Source organism: Peptoniphilus sp., from assembly GCF_022767005.1.
In the GTDB taxonomy this organism is placed as follows: domain Bacteria; phylum Bacillota; class Clostridia; order Tissierellales; family Peptoniphilaceae; genus Peptoniphilus_A.
The window spans coordinates 1-24,287 of record NZ_JALEOV010000026.1; the positions used below are offsets into that span (position 1 = coordinate 1).

General features: G+C 30.5%; 22 protein-coding genes and 1 riboswitch. Of the genes, 6 read left to right on the top strand and 16 right to left on the bottom strand.

Annotated features, from left to right (window positions below; translation table 11 throughout):
* Positions 1-708: 708 nt before the first annotated feature.
* The 4 genes from lysS to MR285_RS02050 form a co-directional block, all read right to left on the bottom strand.
* Positions 709-2,583 (bottom strand): lysine--tRNA ligase, encoded by a 1,875-nt coding sequence (lysS, locus tag MR285_RS02035; protein ID WP_293557559.1) that lies wholly within the window; start codon positions 2,581-2,583, stop codon positions 709-711.
* 43 nt (positions 2,584-2,626) lie between these two features.
* On the bottom strand, positions 2,627-3,100 hold the full coding sequence (greA, locus tag MR285_RS02040; protein WP_293557518.1) for a transcription elongation factor GreA: 474 nt from the start codon (positions 3,098-3,100) through the stop codon (positions 2,627-2,629).
* A gap of 291 nt (positions 3,101-3,391) precedes the next feature.
* Complete coding sequence (gene dusB / locus MR285_RS02045; RefSeq protein WP_293557520.1) at positions 3,392-4,315, bottom strand: tRNA dihydrouridine synthase DusB; 924 nt, start codon at positions 4,313-4,315, stop codon at positions 3,392-3,394.
* Positions 4,316-4,330: 15 nt separating this feature from the next.
* Positions 4,331-5,107, bottom strand: a complete 777-nt coding sequence (locus MR285_RS02050) for a type III pantothenate kinase (RefSeq protein ID WP_293557522.1) — start codon at positions 5,105-5,107, stop codon at positions 4,331-4,333.
* A 179-nt stretch (positions 5,108-5,286) separates the two neighbouring features.
* On the opposite strand from MR285_RS02050, the gene MR285_RS02055 reads away from it, so the two are divergent.
* Together MR285_RS02055 and MR285_RS02060 are read left to right on the top strand one after the other, a co-directional pair.
* Positions 5,287-5,826, top strand: a complete 540-nt coding sequence (locus MR285_RS02055; protein WP_293557524.1) for a biotin transporter BioY — start codon at positions 5,287-5,289, stop codon at positions 5,824-5,826.
* A 131-nt stretch (positions 5,827-5,957) separates the two neighbouring features.
* On the top strand, positions 5,958-8,381 hold the full coding sequence (locus tag MR285_RS02060) for a transglycosylase domain-containing protein (RefSeq protein WP_293557526.1): 2,424 nt from the start codon (positions 5,958-5,960) through the stop codon (positions 8,379-8,381).
* Between the two features lie 109 nt (positions 8,382-8,490).
* Here the strand turns inward: MR285_RS02060 and MR285_RS02065 are convergent, their stop codons facing one another.
* From MR285_RS02065 to MR285_RS02120, 12 genes are all read right to left on the bottom strand, one after another.
* A complete protein-coding gene (locus tag MR285_RS02065) occupies positions 8,491-9,426 on the bottom strand; it encodes an AEC family transporter (protein ID WP_293557528.1) in 936 nt (311 codons plus the stop codon).
* Positions 9,427-9,493: 67 nt separating this feature from the next.
* Positions 9,494-11,455 carry an ATP-dependent zinc metalloprotease FtsH gene (gene ftsH, locus MR285_RS02070; RefSeq protein WP_293557530.1) on the bottom strand — a complete coding sequence of 654 codons (1,962 nt, stop codon included), beginning with the start codon at positions 11,453-11,455 and terminating at the stop codon, positions 9,494-9,496.
* 15 nt (positions 11,456-11,470) lie between these two features.
* Positions 11,471-12,004 carry a hypoxanthine phosphoribosyltransferase gene (hpt, locus tag MR285_RS02075; RefSeq protein WP_293557532.1) on the bottom strand — a complete coding sequence of 178 codons (534 nt, stop codon included), beginning with the start codon at positions 12,002-12,004 and terminating at the stop codon, positions 11,471-11,473.
* Positions 11,991-13,325, bottom strand: coding sequence for a tRNA lysidine(34) synthetase TilS (gene tilS / locus MR285_RS02080; protein WP_293557534.1), 1,335 nt, complete (start codon positions 13,323-13,325; stop codon positions 11,991-11,993). Before tilS ends, hpt begins: the two co-directional genes overlap by 14 nt.
* A 43-nt stretch (positions 13,326-13,368) precedes the next feature.
* Positions 13,369-13,746 (bottom strand): S1 RNA-binding domain-containing protein, encoded by a 378-nt coding sequence (locus tag MR285_RS02085; protein ID WP_293557536.1) that lies wholly within the window; start codon positions 13,744-13,746, stop codon positions 13,369-13,371.
* Between the two features lie 14 nt (positions 13,747-13,760).
* Complete coding sequence (locus tag MR285_RS02090) at positions 13,761-14,114, bottom strand: septum formation initiator family protein (RefSeq protein WP_293557538.1); 354 nt, start codon at positions 14,112-14,114, stop codon at positions 13,761-13,763.
* Positions 14,115-14,143: 29 nt separating this feature from the next.
* Positions 14,144-14,386 carry an RNA-binding S4 domain-containing protein gene (locus MR285_RS02095; RefSeq protein WP_293557539.1) on the bottom strand — a complete coding sequence of 81 codons (243 nt, stop codon included), beginning with the start codon at positions 14,384-14,386 and terminating at the stop codon, positions 14,144-14,146.
* A 644-nt stretch (positions 14,387-15,030) separates the two neighbouring features.
* Entirely contained in the window at positions 15,031-15,309 is a 279-nt protein-coding gene (locus MR285_RS02100; RefSeq protein ID WP_293557541.1) for an HU family DNA-binding protein, read from the bottom strand.
* 136 nt (positions 15,310-15,445) lie between these two features.
* Positions 15,446-16,363, bottom strand: coding sequence for an SAM-dependent methyltransferase (locus tag MR285_RS02105; RefSeq protein WP_293557543.1), 918 nt, complete (start codon positions 16,361-16,363; stop codon positions 15,446-15,448).
* A gap of 143 nt (positions 16,364-16,506) precedes the next feature.
* Complete coding sequence (locus MR285_RS02110; RefSeq protein WP_293557545.1) at positions 16,507-17,463, bottom strand: hypothetical protein; 957 nt, start codon at positions 17,461-17,463, stop codon at positions 16,507-16,509.
* A gap of 112 nt (positions 17,464-17,575) precedes the next feature.
* Entirely contained in the window at positions 17,576-18,748 is a 1,173-nt protein-coding gene (metK, locus tag MR285_RS02115) for a methionine adenosyltransferase (RefSeq protein ID WP_293557547.1), read from the bottom strand.
* Between the two features lie 121 nt (positions 18,749-18,869).
* A riboswitch (SAM riboswitch) is annotated at positions 18,870-18,962 on the bottom strand.
* A gap of 41 nt (positions 18,963-19,003) precedes the next feature.
* A complete protein-coding gene (locus tag MR285_RS02120) occupies positions 19,004-19,957 on the bottom strand; it encodes an AEC family transporter (RefSeq protein WP_293557549.1) in 954 nt (317 codons plus the stop codon).
* A gap of 86 nt (positions 19,958-20,043) precedes the next feature.
* Here MR285_RS02120 and MR285_RS02125 point away from each other — a divergent pair, with 86 nt between their 5' ends.
* From MR285_RS02125 to MR285_RS02140, 4 genes are all read left to right on the top strand, one after another.
* Positions 20,044-20,952 carry a hypothetical protein gene (locus tag MR285_RS02125; RefSeq protein ID WP_293557551.1) on the top strand — a complete coding sequence of 303 codons (909 nt, stop codon included), beginning with the start codon at positions 20,044-20,046 and terminating at the stop codon, positions 20,950-20,952.
* Between the two features lie 32 nt (positions 20,953-20,984).
* Positions 20,985-21,194 carry a DUF1858 domain-containing protein gene (locus MR285_RS02130; protein ID WP_293557553.1) on the top strand — a complete coding sequence of 70 codons (210 nt, stop codon included), beginning with the start codon at positions 20,985-20,987 and terminating at the stop codon, positions 21,192-21,194.
* A 75-nt stretch (positions 21,195-21,269) separates the two neighbouring features.
* Positions 21,270-23,279 carry a YcdB/YcdC domain-containing protein gene (locus MR285_RS02135; RefSeq protein WP_293557555.1) on the top strand — a complete coding sequence of 670 codons (2,010 nt, stop codon included), beginning with the start codon at positions 21,270-21,272 and terminating at the stop codon, positions 23,277-23,279.
* A 64-nt stretch (positions 23,280-23,343) separates the two neighbouring features.
* The coding region (locus tag MR285_RS02140; RefSeq protein WP_293557557.1) for a polysaccharide deacetylase family protein at positions 23,344-24,287 on the top strand (944 nt) is incomplete at its 3' end.

The window sequence follows — 24,287 nt, forward strand, 5'->3', positions numbered from 1 at the left end:
GCAGTTTTATCGTTAAAATCAAAATCTCTAATAGTCTTTTTCACATTACACCTCTTATTTTCGATTTTTCATTAAAATTATCAATTAAATTATACCATAAATTAAAAGAGTTTATATTTGTAGAATAGTTTAATATTTAAATTTATCGTGAAGTATAATTTCATAAATGTATTATTAATAGAATGTAAAATACTTGACTTTTATTTTTTTTGTACTATACTTTGATAAATAGATAAATTATTAAATGTCTTTTATGTTTACTTTGGGAGAATGCTTGCATAAAAATAACTTTGATAATTAACAAATATTACATAATTTTATTTTGTCGTGTATGTGAATTTTCAAGTGCTAATTGAAATTTGTTTGCAACTAAGTTATTAATTTACGGAAGAGTGATATTTATGAAAATGCAAATAATAAAATTTCTTACATTAATTCAGCCTCATTATCTTTTTAATATTATTGAAATAATTCTTTTAATTTTAATATTAAATAGGTTAAAAGAGCTGTTTAAGGAGATGTGATTTTATGGAAAAATATTCTGAAAGTGTACGAATTCTTACGAGTCTAATTCCCTATACTGTTTTACATGTTATTAAGATTGTTTTATTAGTTAAAATATTAAATCTTTTAAAACATTTTAAAAATCAATGAAATCTTTGGCACAAAAAAGAAACTGAGAGCTTTAACTCAGTTCCTTTTCCTTTATTAATATAATTTTGCACCTGCTGGGATATTGTCGTCTAACATCACTAGGTTTAGTAGTTCTTCTCCATCATAATCACATATTGTTGATAATAACATACCACAAGATTCTTCGCCCATCATTTTTCTTGGAGGAAGATTTGTAATTGCCAATAATGTTTTTCCTACTAATTCTTCTGCTGAATAGAAATTTTTAATCCCTGATAGTATTGTTCTTTCCTTTTCAGTTCCGTCATCAAGTGTAAACTTTAATAGTTTTTTTGATTTTGGAACTTCGACGCATTCTTTAACTTTTACAGCCCTAAAATCAGACTTTGAGAAGGTGTCAAAGTCTACAAAATCTTCAAAAAGTGGTTCTACTTTTACTTTTGAAAGATCAAGTTTTATTTGTGATTTTTCATCTGCTGCTTTATTTGCGTTTATTTCTGCAACTTCTTTTCCTATTGGTTTCATTGTAGGGAATAAAAGAACATCTCTTATGCTTGGTTGGTCTGTCAAAAGCACTACCATTCTGTCAACGCCAATTCCAAGTCCTCCTGTTGGTGGAAGACCTACTTCAATTGCATTGATGAAATCTGAATCCATTGGATGTGCTTCATCGTCTCCTGCTTCTTTTTCTGCAACTTGTGCTTCAAATCTTTCTCTTTGATCAATTGGATCATTAAGTTCAGAAAAGGCATTTGCAAATTCCCAAGTGTTAATAAAAGCTTCAAACCTTTGTGTAAGTCTTGGATCCTTTGGATTTCTCTTTGCAAGTGGAGAAACTTCTACTGGGTGACCAATTACAAATGTTGGTTCAACAAGGTGTTCTTCACAGAATTCTTCAAACATTTCAGAAAGAACTTTGCCCCAAGTGTCGTGATCTGATATCTCAAGTCCCTTTTCTCTAGCGATTTCTCTAGCTTTTTCATCTGTATCAATTTCATTAAAATCTACATCAGCATATTTTTTAACTGCATCGATCATTGTTATTCTCTTCCAAGGTGCTTTTAAAGAAATTTCTGTACCTTGATAATTTATTTTATCTGTGCCGAGAACTTCTGTTGCAACGAATTCAAATAAATTTTCAGTTATTCTCATCATCTCTTCGTAATCAACATAGGCTTGATAAAGTTCGATATTTGTAAATTCAGGATTGTGCTTTGGGTCCATTCCTTCATTTCTAAACATCTTGCCCATTTCATAAACTTTTTCAAATCCACCTACTATTAATCTCTTTAAGAATAATTCATTGGCAATTCTAAGTTGCATATCTATGTCAAGAGTATTGTGATGAGTGTAGAAAGGTCTAGCATTTGCTCCACCTGCCACAGTTCCAAGTATTGGAGTTTCGACTTCTAAAAATCCCCTATTGTCTAAAAATTCTCTAATTTTTTTGATGATTTTATTTCTCTTGATAAATACATCTTTTACTTCAGGATTTACAATTAAATCTACATATCTTTGTCTATATCTTAGGTCTGGATCCTTTAGTCCGTGGAATTTTTCTGGAAGAATTTGGAGCGACTTTGAAAGTAAAGTTAGATCAGTTGCACGAACGGTAATTTCACCAGCTTCTGTCTTAAATACAACTCCCTTTACTCCAACTATATCTCCAATGTCTAATCCTTTAACTTCCTCATATTTATCCTCAAGGACATCTTTTCTTGCAAATACTTGGATAGTTCCCACTGAATCTCTAACATCTAAGAAGCAAATTTTGCCATGTCGTCTTTTGCTCATTACACGACCAGCAATGGATACTTCTCTCTCTTCATCTTCATTAAACTCTTCTTTAATGTCCTTTGAATGAGCAGTTATGTCATAAGTTTCGTTTACAAAGGGATCTTTACCTTCACTTTTTAACTCGTCAAGTTTTTGCCTCTTTAACAAAAGCATTTCATTTAGATTTGCATCCTCTGTTTTTTTCACAAATTGCCTCCTAAATAGTTATTCCGCAAATTTCGTATCTAATAATTCCGTCTGGAACTTCAACTTCAACTACATCGCCAACACGATTGCCAAGTAATTTTGAACCAACTGGTGACTCGTTTGAAATTTTTCCTTCAAGAGGATCTGCTTCTGCTGAACCAACAATTGTATATTCGTCTTCTTCCCTTGTGTCAACTTCTCTAACTTTTACGCTAGAACCAATGTTAACAACTTCTGTATTTAAATCTTTTTCATCTATAATTTTTGCATTGCGAACCATCATTTCAAGTTTTGCAATTCTTTCTTCAACTTGTGCTTGTTCGTTTTTTGCTTCGTCGTATTCAGAGTTTTCTGAAAGATCGCCATATCCTAGCGCTACTTTAATTCTTTCAGAAACTTCCTTTCTTCTAACTGTTTTTAAATACTCAATTTCATTTTCGATTTTTTCTAAACCTTCCGGTGTGAAAAATATATCCTTTGCCAAAATTCTCTCTCCTCAATATATAAAAAATAAGGCGTCATACGCCCTTTAATAAAAACCTTTTAATCTAAGCTATTATAGTAGAAAGTTCTCTAAATGTCAAGAATTTAAAGTGTTCGAAAAAAATATTTAATAACTTCGATTAAATTTTAAAAACCAAACAAAATTTTTATTCACATCTTATAAAAATTCTTTTTCAAAAACTTAATATTATATTGATATTTTTCTACTATATACTATATTATCTGTAAATTCAAAAAATAAATGCAGCATCATCTGTTACAATAAAAATCATCAAAAATTCATATAATTTCTTATAACTTCTATTATCTCATCCTTGTCCTTTAGAGTATTTAATTTATTTCTTATTTCCTTTGAGCCCTTCATTCCCTTAAAATAATTTGAATAAACCTTTCTCATTTCAAGGATGCCAAGTTTTTCTCCCCTATATTTTATTTTTCGCTCTAATTCATCAATCGTTAAGAGAAGTTTTTCTTTATCTGTGGGAACTTTATAAAAGCCTGTTTTTAAAAGCTCTTCAATTTGATTAAAGATGTAGGGATTTCCAACTGCTCCGCGACCAATTGCAATTCCATCCACTCCAGAATACTTAATCTTTTCTATTGCATCTTCTGGCGTTTCAATGTCGCCATTTCCAACAACAGGAATTTTGACATTTTTCTTTACTTCTTTTATAAAATCCCAGTCAGCTTTTCCAGTGTAGTATTCTTCTCTTGTTCTGCCGTGAACTGTTACAAAAGAAGCCCCTGCAGCTTCAATGTTTTTTATAGCTTTCATGGAAGAAATTCCATTTATTCCCTTCCTTACTTTTACAGAGACAGACTTTTTTGAGTTTTCTACAACAGATTTTACAATATCATAAGCTAAGGATGGATCGCTTAAAAGGTAAGAACCCGATTTGTTTTTTACAATTTTGGGAGCAGGGCAGCCCATATTTATATCAACATAGGAAAAGTTAAAATCATTTAAAATACACGCTGCCTCGCCCATAATTTTTGGATCGCTGCCAAAAATTTGAACAGAAACTTTTTTCTCTTTTGGTGAAATTTTCAAAAGGTCAATTGTCTTTTTATTTTCATAAACAAGTGCCATGGCTGAAACCATTTCTGTTACAGTTATATCTGCACCCTTTTCCGTTGCAATTTCTCTAAATGCAATGTCAGTGTAACCAGCCATTGGTGCTAAAATTTTTAACAAAAAATCACTCTCAATCTATTTACTATTTTTCTCAAATATAATTTTTAGTCCTTCAAGAGTTAAGAATTTATTGATTATAAAATTATACTTTGAATCACTTGTAAGCATTGTTGAAAAACCACCAGTGGAAATTATATTGGTGTCTTCCTCTTTCCAATTTAATTCTTTTAACAGTTTAGCAACAATTCCATCGATCATTTCTTTATAACCATAATATAAACCTGATTGCATAGCTCCAACTGTATTTGCTTGGATGACCTTGTCTGGTGCGATAATTTCTATCTTTGGAAGTTTTGAAGTCATCATAAACAGTGCTTCAGCAGAAATTCCTATGCCAGGCATAATGAGTCCGCCGAGATAATTCTTTTCTTCATCAACTACACAAAAAGTCATTGCAGTTCCAATATCTACGATTATTGATTTTTTACCATAAATTTCTAATGCTCCCACAGCATTTACAATTCTATCGGCACCAACTTCCTTTGGATTATCATATTTAATATTAATTCCCAAATCTAATTCAGAGCTTACAATCATTGGGTTTTTATTAAAATATTTTTTCACCATTGAAGGAAGTGTGTGCATAAGGTTTGGCACAACTGATGAAATAATTACATTTTCTATATCTTGAGGATCAATATTGGCATGAGTTAATGTGTTTATAAAAATTAAACCGTACTCGTCTGATGTTCTAGTCTTCACAGTTGAAGTTCTAAAATCATTTACAAGTTCATCTCCCTTATAAACTCCCCAAGTTATTGAAGTATTTCCTACATCTATTACTAATAACATTTTTTACACCCCATATAACAAATTGTTTTTATTATATATTTTATAATATCCACTTTCAACTAATTATTTACCCAAAAAATTTATATTCGCTCAACCATTCTTAATATTTAACAAGCATTTGTGTCAACCTTATTGACAATTTAGTAAACATTGTGTATTATATCAATTGGAGGTTAATAATGAAGATTAAAACAAAGGACATAACAAAAATTGCACTTTTAGTTGCACTCATTGCTGTGGGAGCATTTATTTCTATTCCAATTGGACCAGTTCCCTTTACTCTACAAAACTTTTTTGTATTTATGACAGGACTTTTACTTACGCCCTTTTATGCAGGACTTACAGTTTTTATATATGTTCTACTTGGGTTAATTGGTATTCCAATATTCGCAGGTTTTACTGGAGGTTTTGAATCCTTTTTAAAACCAAGCTTTGGATTTTTAATTGCCTTTATTATAGGTGCTGCATTTATATCTAAATTTGCTCACGGCGAAAAAAACTTTGGAAAAATTATGATTGTATTAATTTTAGCTGAAGTAATTTTCTATGTAATAGGTCTTCCCTATATGTATCTAATATTAAATAATGTAATGGGCAACTCAATGGATGTCGCTAAGGTATTTTCCATAGGGATGATCCCTTTTATTATACCTGATATGGCAAAGGCAGTTGTGGCTGCAATTATTGCGCCAAGAATTTTAAAAGTAATAAATAATTAGTTTTAAAATTTAATTAGTTTATAAATAATAGAATAATTAATAGAAAAGTCTCGCTCCGTGCGGGATTTTTTCATTTCTAATTATAGTTATATATAAAAAATTCTGTTATAATATCAAGGTAGGAGGTTATTATGAAAGATTCCAAAAACAATAAACCTCGTGGAATGATTAAACTTTCTAGCGTACTAAAAATACTAATATTAATAGTTGTTGCTGCAATAATTATTTTAGGTTCAATGGTTACAGCTATTGTCCTTGGTATTTTTAAAAAAGCTCCTGTAATAGACCCATCAGAGTACAGATCGCAACTTTCTGAGACTTCAAGGATCTATACAAATGACGGAAAACTAATTGAAACATTAGTATCTGATGAGTTTAGTGAGTTTGTTCCCTACGAGGATATACCAAAAAATTTAGTAAATGCCATTGTGGCAATAGAAGACGAAAGATTTTTCGAACACAGTGGAGTTGACTATAAAAGAGTTGTTGGTGCTCTTGTCCACGATTTAAAGACTAGATCCTTTGACCAGGGTGCATCAACTATTACTATGCAGCTTGCAAAAAATTTGTACACTTCTTTTTCTAAGAGCGTAGTGAGAAAAATTACAGACGTCTATTATTCCTACCAGATAGAAGAAAAACTTACTAAAGAGCAAATACTTGAAGCTTACTTAAACTCTGCAGGTTTTTCTAAAGGAACTGTTGGAGTACAAGCTGCTGCTAAAACTTTTTTTAATAAAAATGTATCTGAACTTGACCTTGCTGAATGTGCACTTTTGGCAGGTGTTACAAACTTACCAGAAAAGTATACGCCTTACAATACTCAAGAAATTAGTCCAGATGATGACCTTGGAAATATCGAAATAGTTTTACTTCCAAAAAACGAAAATTCAAAACCTAATTCTGACAAAATTATTGAAATTGCAAAAAGTTTAAATGAACTTGGACAAATAGATAATTTTGATCTTATTCAAATTCAAAATGATTTAATGGTTCCAGTGAAGGCTGTCTTCAACAAGACTTCTCAAGAAAGACAAAAATTAGTTTTAAAGAGAATGCATGACCAAAATCTCATTACTAATGAAGAATATGAAAATGCCTTAAATGAAAAAATAGACATCAACATAGGCTCTCGTAAAGAAAGTGGGATTTCCTCTTTCTACACAGATGTCGTTCAAAAAAATACAATTAAAATTTTAATGAACTCAGGCTATACAAAGGAGGAAGCCACAAGCAAATTGTTTAATGGTGGATTAAAAATTTACACTCCAATGGACATTGATATGCAAAGAACATTGGAACAAGTAGTTTCAAATCCAAAATATTATTACGGCGGATTCACTGACAAAAATGGAGTAATTCAGCCACAAGTTGCATCAGTTATAATAGATCAAAAAACTCATGAAGTTAAAGCTCTTGTAGGCGGTAGAAATGTAAGTGGTGGAAGATTATTAAATAGAGCTCTAGTTCCTAGACAACCTGGATCTTCTATTAAACCAATTTCAGTATACTTAACTGCTTTTAACAATGGAGCAACTGCAGGCGATGTTTACCTCGATTCTAAAATGCCAGAAAAAATATTTGGTTATTCTCCTAGAAATGCAGGAAATTATTATCAAGGTTGGACAACAATAAGGGATCTACTTCGTCAATCTTCAAATGTCGGTGCATTTCAAGTTGCCAGAGATATTTCTGCAGATAAAGATGCAAAGGCAAATAAAAATTCAACTTACTCAAAAGTTTACAATGATGAAGAATCAATTAATAAAATGGCAGACACTCTAAAATCCATTGGCGTAAGCACAATTGTAGAAAAGAAGGACAACCCAACGTGGAATGACATGGATTATTCTCCATTAACTCTAGGTGGAATGAGCTATGGCATAAGTCCCTTTGAAATGGCAGGAGCTTTTACAACACTTGCCAATGAAGGAAAATATGCAAATCCTTATGTAGTTTCAAAAATCGAATCAAATACTGGTAAAGTTATTTACCAATCTGACCCTAAGGAAGAAGAAATTACAACACCTCAAAATGCGTATATTTTGACAGATTTACTTAGAGATGTTGTAAGAAGAGGAACGGGTCGCAATGCTTCCTTTGCAGGACAAGATGTGGCTGGTAAGACTGGTACAACTAACGACAAGAAAGATGTATGGTTTGTTGGTTACACTCCTTACTACACTTGCTCTGTTTGGATTGGCAACGACAAAAATCAAAAACTATCCTTTGGTTCAACTCAAGCAGCTTATCTTTGGAAACAAATTATGAGATCTGTTCACGAAGACTTGGATAAAAAGGAATTTGAAGAACCAGATGGAATTTATACAAAATATGTAAATGGAAGGCGAGAACTTTTCGTCGATGGAACTAAGCCACATTACACAAATAAAATTGGCTGGTATAGAGCTTCTCAAGAAAAACAAAGCGAAAGTAAAAAAGATGATAATGACGAAAATAATAACAATAAAAAGAAATCATCAAATGAAAATGAGAATAATAATGGAAAAAAATCTAGTTCAAAATCAATAATTATAGATAAAAATGAAGAATAAAATTTGTAATTAAAAGCAAAAACTCCAAGGTTTAATTAACTAAACTTTGGAGCTTTTTTATGACTAAAATATGATGTTGATTGTTTTTAAAAATAATTTCTTAAAATTTTTATAAGAAGTTATACAAGTATAAAATTATAGGAAGTGTAATTACACATAGAACAGTTGACTGCATTACGAGTTTTGTTCCAAAAGCAGGATCTACATCGTATTGTACAGAAAAAATTCCCGTTATAGATGCAACTGGCATTGAAAATAAAATTATAATTATTTTTTCAACAAAGGGATCTATTTTTATAGGTACTACACAGAATAATGCTATTAATATTACTGGTAATAAGATAAGCCTATAAAAGCTCATAGCATAGGCTCTCTTTTCTACAAAAATATCTTTTATATCCATTTCTCCAAGCATTAAACCAATAATAATCATGGAAAATAAACCTGTTCCATTGCCGACAATTTCAAGTACGCTATAAATAAAATCTGGGATTTTAAATCCTGAAAATAAAATAATTAATCCAATTATTGTAGCAATGTTAGCGTTATTGAAAAAATCACGAAATCTAAGTTTTCCTTCTCTTGTAGAATTTTTCTTAATAAGTCCAATCCCAATTGTATAAGTAAAATAATTTGACACCATATTTACAATAGATGCTATATATAGTCCATCCTTACCAAACATAGCGAGTATTAGTGGAAATCCTAAAAATCCTAAATTTGTAAAAATTCCTCCAACCATCATCTGCGACTTATTTGGTTCTTCTACTTTGTAAAATTTCATTATGAAATAGATTAAAAAGTAAGAAAAAATGAAAATTACATTTGCAATTAAAAAAGTATCCCGTGCTTGAATAAATTTGTCCTCTGTAAATTCCACTGCCATTGATGTAACAATGATACATGGCGTTGTAACATTTATTAATAAATAGGACATATCTTTTTGCAATTTGTTGCTAACTTTATGAGACTTTCTAACAAAAAAAGCAATCATAATAATAATTAAAAATACTATTAAATTTTTAAAAAGTATTAAAGTTTCCATATTCCTCCCAAATATAAAATTTAAAAAAGCCTCTTTTTACAGAGGCTCACTCTATTGGGTTTAGTTTTTAAATATTATCTTCACTTGATTTATCATCTTCTGAAGTTTTCTTTTCCCCTTCTTTTTTGCTTATTATCTCACGAGCTTCTTCAGAAAGGTCGGTGATTTTTATTGAATCGTCAATATCAAGAGATTCTTCTTCTAATTTTTCACCATTAAAAATCTTTTCAAAGTCCTTTGAATAAATTGTTTCTTTTTCCAAAAGTGCATCGGAAAGTGCAATTACTTTGTCTAAGTTGTCGCTTAAAAGTTCTTTACACCTTGAATAAGCTTCGTTAATAATTCTCGAAACTTCTTCATCGATTTCAGCAGCAGTTCTTTCAGAATAATCCTTTGATCTGCCAAGATCACGACCAATGAAAACTTCATTTTCAGATGAATCGTAGTTTATTGTGCCAAGTCTATCACTCATTCCATATTGAGTAACCATAGCACGAGCAATTTTTGTAGCTCTTTCAATGTCATTTGATGCTCCAGTAGAAATATCGTCTAAAACTAATGACTCTGCAACTCTTCCTCCAAGAAGTGAAACTATGGATGCTTCCATTTTCTTCTTTGTCATGAAAGAAATATCGTCTTCAGGAAGATAAGCAGTAAATCCTCCAGCCATTCCCCTTGGAATAATTGTAATCATGTGCACAGGGTCTTCTTCTGGAAGAAGTCTTGACACAATTGCATGTCCTGACTCATGAACCGCTGTAAGCTTTCTTTCCTTTTCAGAAACTACGCGGGATTTTTTTGCAGGTCCTGCTTGAACCTTTATAGATGCTTCGTCAACATCTTCCATTGAAATTTCACTTTCTCCACGTCTTGCAGCAAGCAAAGCCGATTCATTCATCAAGTTTTCAAGATCTGCCGGTGTAAATCCTGGAGTCCTTTTTGCAATTACTTCAAGCTCAACATCACTTGCAAGCTTCTTACCCCTTGCGTGTATTTCAAGAATTGCCTTTCTTGCACGCACATCAGGCTTCCCTACATATACTGTCCTATCAAATCTACCTGGTCTTAGTATTGCTGGGTCTAATATATCTGCTCTATTAGTTGCAGCCATTACTATTACGCCTTCATTAGTTCCAAAACCATCCATTTCAACTAGAAGTTGGTTAAGAGTTTGTTCTCTTTCATCGTGTCCACCGCCAAGGCCTGCACCTCTTCTTCTGCCAACTGCGTCAATTTCGTCAATAAAAATTATACAAGGTGCGTTTTTCTTTGCATTTTCAAATAAATCTCTTACTCTTGATGCACCAACACCTACAAACATTTCTACAAAGTCAGAACCACTCATGATAAAGAAGGGAACTCCGGCTTCACCTGCAACTGCTTTAGAAAGATAAGTCTTACCAGTTCCTGGAGGCCCTACTAAAAGGACTCCCTTAGGTATTCTTGCACCCATGTTTATAAATTTCTTAGGATTTTTTAGAAAGTCAACTATTTCGCCAAGTTCTTCCTTCTCTTCTTCAAGTCCTGCAACATCTTTAAATTTAACTAAATTTTTTGCATCTTCCTTGTTAATTAACTTAGCCTTGCTCTTTCCAAAGGAATTCATTTTTCCTCCGCCACCGCCAGCTTGTTGCATCATTCTATACCAGAAGAAAATTAGAAGTCCAAACATCAATAGAGTTGGAATCCATTCAACTAAAAAAGATGTTTGCTTAGTTGGAGTAGATAATACATTTATCTCTCCTGCATCACTTTTTTCCTTTAAATAATCTTTATAGAAAGTGTCTGATGCCTCTTGTGGTATTACAGTTCTAAAGATTTCATCACTTTTTAATTTTACGCTAGCAACGGAATCTACGCCATTTTGGAGAGTTACACTTTTAACATTTCCCTTGTCAAGTTCCGTAATAAATTCAGTGAAACTTTTTTCTTCAACTGCGTTTGCTGGTGGACTAAAAAATTTTATTGTAAGCACTAATACAACTATTAGTAAAATATAAAATCCTGCTCCCCCAAATTTTTTATTCAATAATATCACTCCTCGTTATTTTAAATATACAGACTCGTCTAATATACCAATAAAAGGAAGAGCTCTGTATTTTTCGTCATAATCCATGCCATATCCTATTACAAAATAGTCTTCTATTTCAAAGCCATTGTATTTAACAGGCAAATCAATTTTTCTTCTACTTGGTTTAGAAAGCATAGTTACAATTTCAATGGAATTTGCTCCCCTAGATTTCAAAACCTTTGTAAGATATGAAAGAGTAATGCCCGTATCAATAATGTCTTCAACTATTAAAATATCTTTTCCAACGATTGAAGTAGAAATATCCTTTAAAATTCTAACTTCACCCATTGACCTAGTGCCTTGATAACTTGATACGTCCATAAAATCATATTCAAGATCTAAATTTATTTTTCTCATAATATCTGCCATAAAGGGAACTGCTCCCTTTAATATTCCAAGCAAAAATAAATCCTTATCCTTGTAATCTTCAGTAATTTTTTCGCCAAGTTCTTTAACTTTATTTTGAATTTCTTCTTCCGAAAAAATAACTTCTTTAATATCTGACATTTCTAACCTCCAAAATGAGTTTATTTAAAGTATTTTCATCTATTTTTACATCTTCAGAAATATCCATGCCAATAATATAGATGATTTTTTCTTCATCGCAAATAATTCCAATTTTATCTCTTTTTAATCTGTCAACTTTTCTATCAATAAAATAATCCTTTAGCTTTTTATTATTCTTCATGCCAAGAGGCTTAAATCTGTCGCCACTCTGCCTTGTTCTAATATAAAGCTTTCCTTTAATTTTATCACAGTCTATGGTTTTTATAAAGGAAGGAGTTTTAGAATTTATTTCATCTGTTGAAATAAATATTTCACCAAAATCAGTTTTATTAATACCCAAATTTAACTCAACATCTCTTTTTTCTCTCTCAGTTTTTTCCCTTTCAATAAAAACTTTGTCATAGGATCTTCTTGCAGAAATATTGCCTCCAAGTTGAATAACTTTTCCACTTTTCCCAAAAAATAAATTGTAAATACTTAAAATATTATCTCTGTTTAAAATATTTTCCGCGTAAAAATTTTCTGCTAAGTATTTTTTTATTATTTCACAAGACAAAAATTTGTGAAGCTTTATTATTTCGTCTACTGCAAAATAGTTCTCCTTAACAGATTTTTTATAATTTTCTTCAACAATTTCCCTAATAAAATCATCTGCATCGCTGGCATTTTCAGAAAGCCTTAAAAGAGAATCAATTATATTTGGATTTAGTTTACTTAAATAGGGAATTAAACTTAGGCGAATTTTATTTCTCGTATAAATTTCTTCAAAATTAGTCTCATCATCTACATAAGCTAAATTATTTTTATGTAGATAATCTTCAATTTCCCTTCTTTTTATTTCTATGAGAGGTCTGAAAATATCGTCCTTAACTTCAGAAATTCCTACTAATCCAGAAATCCCCGTTCCTCTAATAATATTAAATAAAACAGTTTCTGCTCTATCATTTGCATTGTGTGCAGTTAATATTTTTCTGTTCTTAGAATTTTCTCTAAAAAAATTGTACCTTAAAATCCTTCCAGCTTCTTCAGAAGAAAGTTTATTTTTTCTTGCATATTCATCCATATTAACAGTTTTTGTAATACATTTTATCTTATAACTTTCACAAATATTTTTTACAAAATCCTCATCTCGTTTTGCAGTCTCACGAATTCCATGATTTAAATGGCATACTATAATATCTAGGTCGAAATCATCTTTTATGTCCATAAAATTATAGAAAAGATACATTGAATCTGCTCCACCAGAAACTGCTAGAGTTAACTTGTCGCCTTTTTTAATAATATTTAATTTTTTTAAATTTTCATAAAATAATTTATCCATAATAAAAAAGTGGTAGAACTATCAAAAGATAGTCAACCACTTGCTAATTTCTAGAATTCCTCTTCTTAGTCTTTTGATTATATCTAGCTCTTGCTTCATCAAGTTTTGTATTGCTTTCCTTTAGGAATTTGCTCAGAATATCTTCAAATCTTGAATCAACTTTTTCTTCTTTAGGTTCTTCCTTTTTTTCGACTGCATCCTTTATTGAAAGAGCAATTTTCCCCTTTTCGTCAATACTTAGAACCTTTACTTTAACTTCGTCGCCCTCTTTAATGTGATCATTAATGTTTTTAACAAAAGTATCTGCAATCTCTGAAATATGTACTAGACCACTTTTGCCTTCCTTTAAATCAACGAAAGCACCAAACTTAGTAACTTTACTTACAACACCTTCAACAATATCACCTGGCGATAAATCCATAATTTCCTCCTATATTATTTAATTTTTTCATTATTATTAGATACTTTTTCATTATTTGAAACCTTATCTTTGTCAAAAGCTTTTTCTTTATTCTTGTCAACATAGATAACCTCTCTAGGTTTAACCATGCCCAATTCTTCCCTTGCCACCTTTTCAACAAAATCAGTAGAAGAAGAATTTTCAAGTTCTGAATTTAAATTATCTATTTCAAGTTTTAAATTGGAAATTTCTTTTTTATTTTCAGAAATTATCTCAAGTTTTTGATTTCTTATGGAAATTGATTTTCCAATTTTCACAGACCCATATAAAACAGAAAATAAAATAATAATGGCAAGAGCCACTGGAAATTTTTTTCTATTAGTCTTCATAAAATCTCTCCAATTTAAGTTTTAAATTCTTAATCAATTCTCTCATAAAGAGTTTCTGCGTCCTTTTTGCTATTTACATCAGTTATGTCCTTGACCCTTACGCTTACTTCTCTTTCGCCGAGTTTTAAAGTCAAAATGTCATCTACATTTACATTATCTGATGGTTTTGCAACTTTGTCATTAATTTTAACAAGACCTTTTTCACAAGCCTCTTTAGCAATAGTTCTTCTTTTAATAAGTCTTGAGTTTTTTAAAAATTTATCTAATCTCATATTATACTCCACATATGAATATATCAAAAAAACTAGAAAATTTCAATACTAAGAAGAAATTTGAGTATAAAAATATATGGTCTAAGATTTCTCTTTAAACCATATTCATAATTTTCCTTTCCCATCATTATCTTCAAACTCTAAATTCTATACTTTTTGTAATAAATCTTTCTTATGTTTTTCTTGTGCAAAACCAGAGTGACAAAACTTATAAAAACTCTAATAACAATTACTAAATAAATAAAACTTTTTCTAACTGTCATACTGGATAAAATTCCTTTTTTTATAATCTATTTTATCATTAAACTAATAGTTAGTTATTAATGAAATGCCCATTAATTATATTAATAACTCTTTTCTTTTATTCACTTATTTCCCTTTACTGTATAGTTAACTTTGTAATCCTTGACTTTATATCGTGACGCAAGCATTTTTCCAAACCTCTTAATCTAATATATTAGGAAAAATAACTGAACTTTTAATTACATATACTTAAGTCCTAAAAAGTTATCGTCTTTCTAATTCTTCATTATAAAAAAATAGTGCAAGATAGGAATTAAAACCTTCTTACACTATTCTGTACTAAAAATAGTTCTTATGCTATTTTATCACCTAGTTTAAAGAAGCATAAGTCCTTCTTTTTATTACTTATTAACAGATTCTTTAAGAGCTTTACCTGATCTGAAAACTGGTGCTTTAGATGCAGGAATCTTAATAACTTCTTCTGGATTTCTAGGGTTTCTTCCTTCTCTAGCTTTTCTTTGTCTAACTTCGAAAGTTCCAAATCCAACTAATTGAACTTTTTCTCCCTTAGCAAGAGCTTCTTGAACTGAAGAAATAAATCCGTTTAAAGCTTGTTCAGCGTCTTTTTTAGTAAGACCTGATTTTTCGGCAATATTTGCTACTAATTCTGATTTGTTCATTTTATATCCTCCTTGAAGATTTTCTTTAATCTTTTCTTAGAATTGCAATGTTTCAAAAAAACATCACGCACTCAAAAATGGCACGCAAACCTAAGACTGTTACAATTATAACTCATATTGACTTTATTTTCTACATTTATTTTAAAAAAATCGCTATTTTATCCAATCTTTTATAGATTTTATTATAAATTTGTCGTAAATCAATTAGACCTTCATTGTTCTTTAACAAAATTAATAAAAGCGACAAAGCTAAAATATTTTCCTCATTTTCATAATCCATGGAAATTGAGTTGGAATTTTTTATAATTTCATTTTTTATATTTTTAAAATTATCTTCATTTAAGTATAAATCTTCTTTATTTATAATAGAAGACATTTTATTTAAAATAATATTAAGATTTTTGCCCTCGCTTCTTGGAATGTAGACGCAAGATTGATGATTATAATCGTCAAGTCTTGGAAGTTCATAGATTTTTATTTCTCTTACAATTTCATCATCGATGCCTGCATTTGTAATAACATAAGCTAAATCTTCTTCATCATAAATTTCTTGAAGTTCTAAGGATAAATCCGATGCAATTCTTTTGTTGTAAACTTGAGTTATAATAGTATCTCTTCTAGTGTCAAAGTCAAATTTATTGGCATCTGAGTCCAAAAACAAGAGCCCATCCACTGCATCTCTTCCCACTGCTGCAAGCACTGGTTCTATAAAGGAAATTCCATTTATTATATTTATGTCAATCTCTTTTTCTATTAACATCTTCACTGTTTTTTCTGCGACAAGGGGTGTGCCTGGTACAAAATAATTTATATCTTTATTTTTAGATTCTTGGATTAAAATCTCAACTACTTTAGAATAAACTTTGTCAAAACTATCCATCTCGTCGTAAAGATAGTCAAAGGATGTATAATCTATTTTATTTTCTTTAAAAAAAGAAAGAGAATTATGTCTATCTGTCCTAAGAAAATTTTTATTCCCATTTTTCATAATTTTTACTGCTTCGAGAGTGAGATCCTTAGCAGATGTGGAACCTAGTCCAACTACATTTATCATTTTTATCACCCTTAACATTATATCAGCTGAAAGTAAAAAAATCTTTTATTTGAAAAAATGGCAACAAAAATTATTTCATAAAAAAAAAGAGGTTCGATTTCTCAAACCTCTTAAATATTTGACATAGAGTCTAAAATTTCAAATTAACTAAATCCAAATTTTTTTCTCATGATTTCAAGTTCTTCATCAGTTAAGTCGTTTTCGTCAACTGGTTCTTCTTTTTCTTCTTTAGCCATTTGTTTTTTTCTTTCTTCAACAAGTTTATCGTGTTCTGCAATAACTTGTGCTGCAACTTCCTGTGGAATATCAATTGATTTATTTTCCACTTCTGAAAGTTCAACTTCTCCACCTACACATAGCTTTTTGCCATCTTCAAATTCGTAAACAAAAACTTCAAGTTCTCCTGCTGGGTTTTTTATTGAAATCTTGTAATCTTCATCAAGAGAATTTATATCATCTACGAGATAATTTACTACTGCAATAGTGCCTGAACCACAAGAACCTTCTCTAACTAAAGTGTCTGATCCTTCTACAAATACATAGGGAATAACTTGGAGATTTTCTTTGTCAAAAAATAATATTCCATATGCTTCTGCTTTGTATTTTTCTTTTAAAACTTTTAAAGCATCATCTACAAATTTTTTATCTTCTTTTTCTTCAACAATTAAATGACTAATGCCCTTAAGTTCTATTAATGGGTATTCTTTTCCATTAATTTCGATGATTTTTTTATCAAGGGGTGCTTCCATTGCTACATAAGCCTTTTGATTTTTTACATCTGCAATTACATCAGTAGTTCCTTCATGACCACTTACATATACTTCAATGTCAACAAGTCCATCGACATCGTAAAATCCTGCAGAATAAAGTCCATAGGCTCTAGTTGCATTGGCACAAAATTCTCCACCCATCATGTCCATCCTAAGTGGTGCACCTTCGTAAGCTGGAGATATAAAACCAACTTGTTCAACGTCTTTATCTATTTGTTCAATGATGCACTTTGTGTATGCTTTTCTATATCCAGGATACACTGGTGCGACTACAAATCCTGTAATATTTCCACAAGGATTTGCTCTAAAATATTTAAAATTTTTCTTCATAATAATCCCTTCTCGACTATAAAATTTAACTTCTTAAATATTATAACATACTAAGTTAGTATTTTTTTCTCGACACTTATATTTTCCCGAATTTTTAAATTTTAATCCGATTTTATTTTAAATATTTTTTTAATTCTTCTGCTCTATCAGTTTTTTCCCAGGGAAGATCTAAATCAGGCCTACCAAAATGTCCATAGGATGCCGTTTGTCTATAAATTGGCCTTAATAAATCAAGTTCACCTATGATTGCAGCTGGTCTCATGTCGAAATTTTCCATTATGATTTTTTCAATTTCTTCATCGGATAATTTTCCAGTGCCAAAAGTTTCTACATATACAGAAGTTGGTCTTGCAATTCCAATTGCATAGGCAAGTCCAATTTCAACTTTGTCTGCAAGTCCTGCTGCCACTAAATTTTTTGCAATATATCTTGCGTAATATGCGCCAGATCTATCTACCTTTGTTGGATCTTTTCCTGAGAAAGCTCCTCCTCCATGTCTTCCAAAGCCTCCATAAGTGTCTACAATAATTTTTCTGCCAGTAAGTCCTGCATCTGCCATTGGTCCACCAATTACAAATCTTCCCGTTGGATTTATAAAAAATTCTGTATCGTCATCTATAAATTCTTCAGGCACAACTTTTTCTACAACTTCTCTAATAATATCTTCTCTAATCTTTTCCATTGGAACATCTGGTGCATGTTGTGAAGATACTACAACATTTTTAAGTCTAACTGGTTTATCTTCTTCGTATTCAACAGTTACTTGAGTCTTGCCATCAGGTCTTAAATAATCGAGTGTTTCATTTTTTCTAACTTCAGTAAGTCTTCTTGCAAGTTTATGTGCAAGGGAAATTGGAAGTGGCATTAATTCTTTTGTTTCGTTGCAAGCGAAACCAAACATAATTCCTTGATCTCCTGCTCCAAAAGAATCAAGCTCGTCAACTCCTTCTTCTTTAAATCTGTCAACGCCCATGGCAATGTCAGAAGATTGCTCTTTTATTGCAGATAAGACTGCACAAGTTCTTCCGTCAAAACCATATTTAGCTCTATTGTATCCAATATCCTCTAATACTTCTCTTGCTGTCTTTTCAAAATCTACATAAGTATCTGTTGAAATTTCTCCTGTAATTACTATCATTCCAGTGGATGCCATAGTTTCGCAAGCCACTCTCGCATTTTTATCCTCTGCTAAAATTTTATCTAGTATAGCATCAGATATTTGGTCGCAAACTTTGTCCGGATGTCCTTCTGTAACGGATTCTGAACTAAATTGCCATTTTTTCATTTTTAATTCCTCCATTTTAAATACCTTTGATTTAATGTATGAATTTTATTTAAAGTTTATAATTTTGAAAATTAAAAATACATTCATAAAAAAATCCTCACGCAAAAGTGAGGATCATTAAACCTCATCTTTCAGATAAAAATCTGTGGGATTTAGCACCAACTAGGTTGCCGGGTTTCAAAGTGCCCATTCACTCCACCACTCTCAATAAGGTATTATTCTTAGTTGTAAGAAGATTATAGCATTAATATTTATCTAGTGCAATAGATTAAAATAATTCATAAGGGATATTCCCACTGGATAAGTAATTATGCTCATTATAAAACTAAAAGTTATTATTTTTGATGCAAATTCATAATCAGAATTCATCTGCTTTGTGAATATGAAACAATTTGCTGCGCATGGCGTTGCCCAAAAGACAAAGGCTATTCCAAGTTCCATATTTGTAAAACCAAGTTTTACACCAATTGGAATTAATATTGCTGGTGCAAGAACCGTCTTAATAAATGCAGAAATAAACATTAACTTAAAATCACTCTTTGAACTTTCAAAGTTTAAACTTGCGCCAATTAATATAAGAGACATTGGTGTAGAAATCTTTGACACCATTTCTATTGCCTTGTCCACTCCTTGATAAACTGGAATATGTAAAAAATTAAAAATTGCTCCAATAATTATGCTGACAATCATCGGATTTTTTATAATTTTCATTGCAATGTCTATAAATGAAATTCTCTTATCTTCAGCTTCGCTATAATAAGTTAGAAGAATTATTGCAGAAATATTATAAAGAGTAAGTCCAAAGGAAATTATAACTATCATATGCTCCATTGAAGGTGCGCCATTATATATTATATCTAAAATTGGAAAGCCAACATAAACAAAGTTAGACCTATAAGCGCAATGCACAAAAGCAGATAACTTTTTCTTGTCCTTAATTCTTAAAGACTTTGCAATAACAATAGAAACAAAAATTATAAAAATTACTCCCAACAATATATATGCCACATATTTTGGATGTAAAGATTCAATCTTCGCACTCTTTATATCATAAAATAATTTAAAGGGCAGAGCTAAATAAAAAACTATCCATGTTCCCTTGTCCACAAAATTATTATCTATGTATCCTCTCTTTTTTGCGAAGTATCCAAGAAGCAATACAAAAAAGACAGGGGATACAATATTAAGTCCCATTAATAAGTTTTCCATTTCATCACCTATATAAATTATAGGTTAAATTTTTTCTCTTGTCGAGTGTCATCTTTTCAAATACAATAGAGATGGGAGGTAATATTATGAAAAAATTTATAGGTACAATTGTCACATCTCTTATTTTATTTTCAAGTGTAAATGTATTTGCTGGCGCTAAAGTTTCTAGCCAAAGTATTGTTCTCGATGGTAAGGATACTGGTATAAAGGGTTACAATATTGAGGGCAATAATTATTTTAAGCTTAGAGATGTTGCTGCACTTTTAGATGGTAAAGACGCTGAATTCAATGTAAGTTATGACGAAGGAAGGTCTGCTGTAATAATAAATAGCAAATCTGACTATAAAAAAGTTGATGGCGATTTAACTCCACTAAAGGATAGCGACAGTGAGGTTAAAGTTTCCAAACACAATGTATATGTTAATGATGTAAGACATTCCTTTAGTGTATATACTATTGACGGATACAATTATTTTAAACTAAGAGAATTAGGTCAAACTATTGGATTTGACGTAAATTTTGACGAAAAAACTAATAGCGTTATAATTGATTCCAAGGCAATCGAGCCAAAGTCTCTTGTAAAAAATCAAGTGGATATAAAAATAGTAGAATATGCTACAAGTTATGAAGAAAAAGATCTTAATATACTAAAAAACCCTATTTTAGACATTAATAATTTTTTAAAGAATATTAATAATAATATACTTGCAACTAAGGATTCTGGACAAATCAGTGGCAGTGTCCAATATGTAAACTCTGAAAATATAGTAGAAATAATTCCTTTATCAACAAAGTTCAATGGAAAATTCACATATAAACCTTTTATAAGAATAACTCAAGACAAAAAATCTGAAATTTTCCCATATGAAGATAAATTTGAAGTAGCAAAAACTTTGACGTCAAATGGATTTGATCCTACAAAAGAATTTAAAATTAGTCTCGGAACAAATATAAGTGATAATTTTGTTGAATACTCATCTTTTAATTATAAATAGTTTTGGGTATAATGATTTAGGAGGTGTTAACTTTGGAAATTAAAAAAGAAATGTTAATTGGAGAAATTCTTTCAAAAAAGCCTGAATCAATTGGAACTTTAATGAGCTTTGGAATGGGTTGTATTATGTGTCCATCTTCTCAAATGGAATCTCTTGAAGAAGCTGCAATGGTTCACGGTATAGATCCTAATATTCTTGTAGCTGCACTTAATAATGATAGTAAAGAAGAAGTAGACGTTTAATTTTTAAACTAAGGGAGAGGCAGTGCCTCTTCTTTTTTTACATAAATACTTTAGTGATTTAATAAGGAGGTAATTATGAATAAAAAATTAATAATTAGCATTTCTCTACTTTTACTAATAGGTACTTGTCACGTAAGCGCTAGTAAAAATCCCATAACTAATGACACTGACGAAGCCATATCAGTTAAAATGACAAATGCTGAAAAGAAAAAAGTTGAAGAAATCAAAAACATATTTAACATAACAGGAGCTTACGAAAGCTTTACAATTGTAAAGGAACCTATGCCTAGTGATATTGAAAGCGACTTTTTAAACAAATTAATAAAAAATAAATTTCTTATATCTTACAGATGGTCTGACGAAAAATTAGGCGAAGCAAATGTAATGTATAATAGTGACGGCGAGTTTATTTCCTTTTACAAATGGTCTTTAGCTGATGAAAAAAATGAAAGTATAGGTAAAAACTATTCTAAAGAAGATGTCCAAAAAGCTACACAAGAAATTCTCACTAAGACAATAAAGGACTTTAACAAAAAATATATTTTATCTGATTACGAAATCAATCCTAACAGTAAGGACATTGAGCTTAATTATAGAAGAGTTGTTAGAGATATCCCTGTTTTTGATGATTTTATTAATGTAAATTTTTCATCTAACCTTGGCAAAATAGTTAGTATAAACTTGATGGGAGATAATTCCTATATAAACTCCTTTTTACAAGACAAGGACTTTAAAGACCAAGCAAAAATTAGCCTTGAAGATGCACAAAAAATATTTTTAGAAAAATCTCCACTTTCTCTTTACTACAAAGTAAGCAGCGACAGAAAAAGTGTAGAAAAAGTATATTCATCAAATGTCCTTGATATTGACGCAACAACGGGCAAAGTCTTTAAAAATAATTTTAAAAGTAATGATATTTCTTTTGCAAAGACTGAAGAAGCAAAGGACACAATAGGTTTAATTGGAGTCGAAGTAAAAAAAATTGACGCACAAAGAAATTTAAAGAAAAAATCCGAAGCAAAGAAAAAAGCTGCAGAAATTGTCGGCAAATCCTACGAAATTACAAATATAGCTCTTTCCTCAGATAAGGACAATTATTATTACAAAATAACTCTCGAAAAGGGCAAAAACTATGGAGAAATAACATTAAACGCAAAAACATTAAATTTAGTTAGCCTAAATATTTATACAGATAAAAAAGATGTAAAGACAAAAGTTCCTGATGAAGAAGCCAAAAAAATTGCACTCAACTTCTTAGAAAATTATGGCGACAAGACAGAACTTAATTTAGAAAAAATTGATTTAACAAAGTTCGATTACTGCACAAATATTTTTATTCCAAGGTATGTAAATTCTATTCCAGTTTTAGACGAAGGTGTGTTTATTGCAGTTGATGATGAAAAAAATGTTGTGCTTTATGAAAAAGATTTTTCCAATATAGATTTTAGCAAAGCAAGGGATATAAATTTAACAAAGGATGAAGCAAATAAAATTTATTTGAACTCCAAAAACTTTGGGCTTAAATATGAAATGACTGAATCTGGACCTAAGCTTTTCTATGGAAAATTACAAAATATCCTTCCAATAATTGGCGAAGATAAAATTTTGAGAGATAAGTCTGGAAATATAGTTAACTTTAAAGATCAAATTTCCTATGATGATTTTAATAGTGCCAAAAATAAAGAAGCTATAAATTATTTAAAAGATATGGGATATGGAACAATTGGCAAAAAATTATCTGACAAAATTACTTATAAAGAATTTATTGAATTAATTCACAAAAATTATGGCTTGGAATATTATGACGACAACAGATATGGTATTGATATGAGTAAAGTTAAGAATAAAAAAATCACTGAAAAAGATGTAATTAAATTTTTAATAATAGACAATGGCTTACAGGACTTCACAAAAGCCAAAGGAATTTTTAAAGATAATTTATTTAAAAATCAAAAATCACTAAAAGAATATGAAAATTACTATATAATTGCAAAGGGCTATGGTTATATCGGCGATGAAATTAACCCTGATAAAGAACTAAGTCTCGAAGAAATTTTGTACATTATATACAATTCAATAAATTAATTGTAACTCTTTTGTAATTGCAAGTTACCTTCCACTGATGTATATTATCAGTGGGAGGTTTTTTATGACCCAATCAAATTACGATGTAAGACAAAAACAAAGAAGACAAAGAGCTAGAAGAAGAAAGAGAAAAAGACAAATAATTTCAATTTCAATCTTTATAATACTTATAATTTTTGTATTTTCTAAGATATTTTCTGCAATAAAAAAACCAAAAGATGAAGTTTACCCAGCACTTATGTGGTACTACGCAAATGAAATTAACAAGGATAGACCTAAAAAATACTATTACGACCCTGAATATATATCTAATGTGGCCCTTGATCCTTTACTTCGAATGGAAGATGAATTTATAGTAAAGGGATCTAATCACTTGAAAAAAGTTGATAAGTATGCCTACGATGCAAAGGAAATACGCACATACATTAAGAAAAATAATTATGATGGCGACAAAAAAATTGTATTCCTAACTTTTGACGATGGACCAAATAATACTATTACTCCTCAAGTTTTAGACATTCTAAAAAAAGAAGATGTTCGTGCAACTTTCTTTTTAGTTGGAAAATCAATTGGAGAAAAAACGGAAGAACGAGTTCGTGAAATTCTAAGAAATGGAAATGCTATTGCAACTCACTCCTTTAGTCATGACTATGAATATTTATATCCAGGTAGAGTTGTCAACCCCGAAAGAGTTTATGAAGAAATTCAAAAAACTAATGCAAGGCTAAAAAATATTCTTGGAGATGATTTTCACTCAAATGTATTTAGATACCCTGGCGGCGAAATGTCTTGGAGTAACACCGATGCAAGTAATGCACTTCTAGAATCAAAGGGCATTAATTGGATAGACTGGAACTGCCTCGTTGGCGATGCAGAGAAAAAATCTGTTAGACCTACAACAGTTGACGGTTTCGTAAATTATCTAGATAAAAGTCTTCATGAAAATAAAAACACAAAAATTGCAGTTGTACTTGCGCACGATGCGACAAATAAACAACTTACAGTAGA

Excerpts from the sequence above, each read along its gene's own strand:
- MR285_RS02055 (WP_293557524.1), top strand. The coding sequence starts at position 5,287 with ATGAAGATTAAAACAAAGGACATAACAAAAATTGCACTTTTAGTTGCA.
- MR285_RS02110 (WP_293557545.1), bottom strand. The coding sequence starts at position 17,463 with ATGAAGAAAAATTTTAAATATTTTAGAGCAAATCCTTGTGGAAATATT.
- MR285_RS02125 (WP_293557551.1), top strand. The coding sequence starts at position 20,044 with ATGAAAAAATTTATAGGTACAATTGTCACATCTCTTATTTTATTTTCA.
- metK (WP_293557547.1), bottom strand. The coding sequence starts at position 18,748 with ATGAAAAAATGGCAATTTAGTTCAGAATCCGTTACAGAAGGACATCCG.
- MR285_RS02090 (WP_293557538.1), bottom strand. The coding sequence starts at position 14,114 with ATGAAGACTAATAGAAAAAAATTTCCAGTGGCTCTTGCCATTATTATT.
- MR285_RS02095 (WP_293557539.1), bottom strand. The coding sequence starts at position 14,386 with ATGAGATTAGATAAATTTTTAAAAAACTCAAGACTTATTAAAAGAAGA.
- MR285_RS02065 (WP_293557528.1), bottom strand. The coding sequence starts at position 9,426 with ATGGAAACTTTAATACTTTTTAAAAATTTAATAGTATTTTTAATTATT.
- MR285_RS02050 (WP_293557522.1), bottom strand. The coding sequence starts at position 5,107 with ATGTTATTAGTAATAGATGTAGGAAATACTTCAATAACTTGGGGAGTT.
- MR285_RS02135 (WP_293557555.1), top strand. The coding sequence starts at position 21,270 with ATGAATAAAAAATTAATAATTAGCATTTCTCTACTTTTACTAATAGGT.
- hpt (WP_293557532.1), bottom strand. The coding sequence starts at position 12,004 with ATGTCAGATATTAAAGAAGTTATTTTTTCGGAAGAAGAAATTCAAAAT.
- MR285_RS02100 (WP_293557541.1), bottom strand. The coding sequence starts at position 15,309 with ATGAACAAATCAGAATTAGTAGCAAATATTGCCGAAAAATCAGGTCTT.
- MR285_RS02060 (WP_293557526.1), top strand. The coding sequence starts at position 5,958 with ATGAAAGATTCCAAAAACAATAAACCTCGTGGAATGATTAAACTTTCT.
- MR285_RS02085 (WP_293557536.1), bottom strand. The coding sequence starts at position 13,746 with ATGGATTTATCGCCAGGTGATATTGTTGAAGGTGTTGTAAGTAAAGTT.
- tilS (WP_293557534.1), bottom strand. The coding sequence starts at position 13,325 with ATGGATAAATTATTTTATGAAAATTTAAAAAAATTAAATATTATTAAA.
- MR285_RS02120 (WP_293557549.1), bottom strand. The coding sequence starts at position 19,957 with ATGGAAAACTTATTAATGGGACTTAATATTGTATCCCCTGTCTTTTTT.
- MR285_RS02105 (WP_293557543.1), bottom strand. The coding sequence starts at position 16,363 with ATGATAAATGTAGTTGGACTAGGTTCCACATCTGCTAAGGATCTCACT.
- lysS (WP_293557559.1), bottom strand. The coding sequence starts at position 2,583 with ATGCTTTTGTTAAAGAGGCAAAAACTTGACGAGTTAAAAAGTGAAGGT.